This window comes from Candidatus Cloacimonadota bacterium, from assembly GCA_020532355.1.
Classification (GTDB): Bacteria; Cloacimonadota; Cloacimonadia; order Cloacimonadales; family Cloacimonadaceae; genus UBA5456.
In genome coordinates this window covers 1-5,163 of the sequence record JAJBBD010000307.1, presented here as the reverse complement: position 1 = coordinate 5,163, position 5,163 = coordinate 1, and the positions used below count along the sequence as shown (strand labels likewise).

At 40.9% G+C, this 5,163-nt stretch carries 4 protein-coding genes; 2 read left to right on the top strand and 2 right to left on the bottom strand.

What is annotated here, in order from left to right; genetic code table 11:
• Nucleotides 1-1,880, bottom strand: a 1,880-nt coding sequence (locus tag LHW48_10565; protein MCB5260889.1) for a M6 family metalloprotease domain-containing protein, incomplete at its 3' end; no start/stop codon positions are given.
• Between the two features lie 11 nt (nucleotides 1,881-1,891).
• The gene (locus LHW48_10560) at nucleotides 1,892-2,239 is read right to left on the bottom strand and encodes an iron-sulfur cluster biosynthesis family protein (GenBank protein ID MCB5260888.1); all 348 of its coding nucleotides are present in this window, start codon (nucleotides 2,237-2,239) and stop codon (nucleotides 1,892-1,894) included.
• A 269-nt stretch (nucleotides 2,240-2,508) separates the two neighbouring features.
• On the opposite strand from LHW48_10560, the gene lepA reads away from it, so the two are divergent.
• Both lepA and LHW48_10550 read left to right on the top strand, forming a co-directional pair.
• The gene (lepA, locus tag LHW48_10555) at nucleotides 2,509-4,308 is read left to right on the top strand and encodes a translation elongation factor 4 (GenBank protein ID MCB5260887.1); all 1,800 of its coding nucleotides are present in this window, start codon (nucleotides 2,509-2,511) and stop codon (nucleotides 4,306-4,308) included.
• A 4-nt stretch (nucleotides 4,309-4,312) separates the two neighbouring features.
• Nucleotides 4,313-5,163 (top strand): hypothetical protein (locus tag LHW48_10550; GenBank protein ID MCB5260886.1); only part of this gene is annotated, 851 nt, incomplete at its 3' end.

The following is a 5,163-nucleotide window of genomic DNA, read 5'->3' as shown; positions in this document are numbered from 1 at the left end:
GTATTCCAACTAAAAGTGGGATTGGTAGGAGTTTCCTGCGCCATATTGGGCGGATCTAGCAAAGTGGGGACAGCTATTCCACTGATGATAGTAAACGGTTTCATGCTCGTATCCCAATTCGAGCTGAAGTTTTGGCTAATCTTGATCAAGCAATTATCAGAATTCAGTACTGGAATGCTTTCCCAAAGATAGGAACCATTATTGGGGGCGCTAGAAGTTATAGTTTGCCAGCTATCACCACCATTGCTGCTAAACTCTATCTTAACAGAGCCGTTTGGATTTCGTGAAACCCAAGTAATTGTTTTTGAAGCGCCCGAGAACCATGTTTCTTCACCTCTGGGGTGGCTAAGATGGATATCAGTAAAGCGAATATCGAACGTGATGGAATTTCCAGCCGCACCAACGTTGTAAATATATAGCCCGCCGGGATTACTATTTGTGCCAAAGCCACTGGGGCTAGTAGATTCATTCATAAATGTCCTTCCGGATTGTTCTGACATCGCAGCTTGAGATAAGTTACCCTGAGTATAATTATCATTTGCTCCAGGTCGATAAATATACAGTTCGTCCGGAGGACCATCGGCATTTCCTTCGTAACTATCGTTAAGTCGGTATACCAGTAGCCCTTCACCGGGAAGAGTATTATCGTAAATTCCATGAGGTTTTCGATACTCCAAAACGTATTGTTCATTGTCTAGCCATGAATTTACTAAGTATATATTATTGGTCGATGAACCTGCTACGGGGTATAAGGTATAATTACCAGATTGTGAAATTACGGATGGTTCAGGAAGCCATTGCCCATAGCGATGTTTCATCCATGCGCTCATGTGCTGAGGAGGATTGGTGTTTGAAGCCATAAGGTCCCAGCTACCAATGGGTGCGATGGTGTTATCCACATATCGGTATAAATCTGGAGCTCCCAGAGAATGGAACATTTCATGAGATAAAACACTTGCGCCGCTGCTTCCAAGTGATGTTTCTAGTTGAAAATTAAAATCCCATACTCGAGCGTTTTGAATAATTGCTACTTCATTATATAGAACCCAACGATGAGGCCAAAGCAATTCTGCCCATCCATCTGGAGAGCCCTGAATAATGAAGCAGACGTTATCCACATAGCCATCGTCATCCCCATCAACATTAATATCGCTGGGGATTAGATCTGCCACATACCAGGAGGCATTAGCCAAAAGAGCGTGTTCGCGCTCAGTTCGCGCCCAATCGTCGTTTGCATTGTAGCCAATTGGGTTGCTAATACTTTGGGGACTGTAATAGCCACGGGGATGACTATCCACATAGCTAACAATGACTTGCCCATTCGGTTGGGGGAAGAAAAAAGAATCCACTTCCAGCATATCATAAGAAGCTGCCAAAAAATAGTTTTTCATAGAGTTGGCATCAGGGGCATCATCATTAAAGATAGAGTCGTAATAGGATATGGGATAGGAAAATTCGGGACTGTCGCTAAATCTGATGAACACAACCAGATTGTTGAAGTTTCCTTCATGGGGGGATTTTGCGTTTGAGTAATCTCTCATGTTAGCAAGTCTATCGTATTTTTCCTGTATCAGTCTTTTTGATAGGTTTAGCCCCTTAGGTAGTTGGAGCTTGGATGGGTGGTCTTTACCTACAATAAGTGAAGTAGGAGCAAGATGTTCATTATCCTGCCTGGCATACACATAGTATCCAGCGTCATCTTTTATAATCGTATAGTTTTCTTTGTCGTGCAACCAATTATGGAATTCATCTCCAGAAGCAAAGATTTTGATCTTATTGCCATCAGGCTGCTCAACCTCGATAGATAAATAGCTGTGAGGTGCGGCGATAAGCCATAGGTATAACAGACCCAAGATTGTGGTAATTAGAATTCTTTTCATGTATTATGTCCTCATTTATGTGCCGGGCTCAAATCCGACTTGTAACATTTTTGTTCGCAATTACAACGATAACTCTGTGTTATTGGTTCTATCACAAGCCTGGGAGCGAAGAAGAATTGCTCCACGTCCAAAGAGAAACCGTCAAATTCATCCAATAATTCCGATGGCAGATAGATTGAAACACCATCTATTACAACTTCTTTGTCACTTATATGAACTGGCTCAAAAAAGATGCGAAACTTTGCTCCGCTGCAGCTACGTTCGGTTAGTACAATTCTGGCTACGCGCTGCCTGGAGTTGAAGTAGTTTAGCTTCTTCAACAAATAGTCTTTAGCCTTTGATGAGATAGTTATATGCATCTTTTTCCATCCTTGAAAGAAATGGTAATTTATATAGATAAGTTATTCAAAAGCTGTTCCATAAACCAGATAAATTTGTTTTTCTGCCAGAACAATATCAAGATACATTGGCAGATTGTCATCCGGAATCCGATATGACCTTATAAATTGAAGAGTTTAAATGATTCCTTAAGCAAATCCTCTGCTTGACAAATCCTCCCTTACCATTATTCTGACAATCAACATATGGAATCAATAATCATGTATGTTAGAGATATTGAGGTTTTAACATGGAGCAAAAATACATTCGTAATTTCTGCATAATTGCACATATAGATCACGGGAAATCCACTTTGGCAGATAGGTTTCTGGAAAATACCCATGTAATAGGCAAGGGAATTGAGGTAGCTCAACTTTTGGATAGCATGGATCTTGAGCGCGAAAAAGGCATTACCATAAAATCGCACGCCATTAGGATGGTTCACAAGTATAAAGACCAAGAGTATGTGTTAAATCTTATCGACACTCCAGGTCATGTAGATTTTTCCTATGAAGTATCTCGCGCTCTAGCATCTTGTGAAGGGGCAATACTACTTGTAGATGCTTCACAGGGGATCGAAGCTCAAACGATGAGCAACTTGTATCTGGCTTTAGATAATAACCTGGAGATTCTTCCTGCTCTCAATAAAATTGATTTGGCTAAAGCCGATGTGGAAGGCACTCGTCACGATCTGATAGAAATACTAGGCTGCAAAGAATCCGAAGTAATGATGGTTAGTGCCAAAACTGGAGATGGCGTGGATGTCCTTTTAGATGCCGTGATTGAATACTTGCCCCCGCCCAAAGGAGTGGTTGAAGCTCCAACGCAAGCGCTTATTTTTGATTCATATTTCGACATGTATCGCGGAGTTGTGGTTTTAGTGCGCGTATTTCACGGATCCCTTAGAAAGGGCGATAAAATTAAGCTATTTAGCACCAATAAGGAATATGAGGTGGAAGAGATTGGATATCTGGGGCTCAAGTTTGAAGCACAAAAGGAATTGCAAACGGGAGAGGCAGGCTATATTATTGCCAATATTAAGGAAGTAGCCGATGCCAGAGTGGGCGATACCATCACAATGGCAAAAAATGGCTGTACAGAAGCTCTTCCCGGATTTTTGGAGCCAAAACCAATGGTGTACAGCGGAATATTCCCCATAAACGGAGAGGATTATGAAGACCTCGTAGAAGCGATTGCCAAATTGAAGCTTAATGATGCCTCACTGATTTACGAAAAAGAAAGTTCTGCCGCTCTTGGTTATGGTTTTCGTTGCGGATTTTTGGGGATGTTACACTTGGAAATCGTGAAAGAACGCATGTATAGAGAATATAACATTCCTATTATTGCCACAACCCCCAGTGTGCGTTTTAAAATTGGCTTAAAGAACGGTAACGAGATTGAAGTTCACAATCCCATCGATTTTCCCGATCCTTCTGGAATAGAATATATTAAAGAACCATATATGGATACAGAAATCATAGTTCCCACAGATTTTATCGGAAACATTATGAAGCTTGCCCAAGAACGTAGGGGGATACAGAAAAACATCCAGTATATCGATCAAAAACGCGTGGCACTTCACTATGAAATGCCCTTAATTGAAATTATCTTCGATTTTTACGATAAACTTAAAACAGTGAGTCGTGGCTATGCTTCGCTGGATTATGCATTCAAGGAATTTCGCCTTTCCCAAGTGGTGAAAGTTGATATTCTCATTAACGGCGAAAAGGTAGATGCAATGAGTTTTATTTGCCATCAAGATAAAGCACATACATGGGGGAAAAGCGTTACCAGTACCTTAGCGGATGTTATTCCCAAGCATATGTTTAAGATTGCATTGCAGGCAACCATTGGCGCAAAGATCATTGCGCGCAGCACGATTAATGCCATGCGCAAGGATGTATTGGCAAAATGCTATGGGGGTGATGTAAGCCGAAAACGCAAACTATTGGAAAAGCAGAAGGAAGGAAAGAAAAAGATGAAAGAGATAGGCAGCGTAACCGTTCCTCAAGATGCCTTCCTCGCCGTATTGAAAGCAGATAGAGATTAGAATAATGAAACGATTGTTCCTCGCATTATGTTTATTTCTCTTTTGCGGGGAGCTTTTTACTATCAGCATCCAAGATATAGATTTTGATGCCGATTTTACCTTGAACAAAGAGGATTTGATTGAGGTAAGCGGATTGATGCTTGGTACGCAATATGTCCCAGAGGCTGTTGATGCAGCTATAGAAAACTTGAAAGAATACTTTATTCAAAGCAGTCAATACTATGTGCAAATCTCTCTTCCCGAACTGATTCCTTTGGCTGATGGAAGCCTCAAACTACTCTTTACTATAAGGCAATTAGCCGATAGCAATAAGGTGCAGATTCGCTATACCGGATTGCGATATTTCTCAGAATCCAAAATCCACGAATATACTTATACTTCTACAAATCAATACTATGCCTTAAGTGATATACCAGATATTATGAACTCTGTTTTGCAATTGTACCAACAGCGAGGTTTTCTTTTTGCCATAGTACAGTTAGATTCGTTGGTGATGGGAGAGAGCATTTTGGCATACATCAATGTTAACGAAGGCGGGCAGCAGCAGGTTACAGATTTTAGATTTAGAGGAAACAAGGTTAGCCGAAAAACAGCCCTTATTCAAGCTTCTGGATTATTGAGACAAGATATTATAAGCCCCCAAGTTCTTATCAGGGCAGAAGAAAACATCAAAAAGCGCGAGTATATAAGATCTTGCTCCATAATTCCTCTTGATGAACAAACCTTGCTCATTGATGTTCAGGAAGGAAGAATGACATACTTGGAAGGGCTTTTGGGAATCAGCGAAAATGCGGGCAAACGTGAGCTTTCCGGAATGATAAATTTGGAATTTCTAAATCTGTGGGGAACGGATAG

Excerpts from the sequence above, each read along its gene's own strand:
- LHW48_10560 (MCB5260888.1), bottom strand. The coding sequence starts at position 2,239 with ATGCATATAACTATCTCATCAAAGGCTAAAGACTATTTGTTGAAGAAG.
- lepA (MCB5260887.1), top strand. The coding sequence starts at position 2,509 with ATGGAGCAAAAATACATTCGTAATTTCTGCATAATTGCACATATAGAT.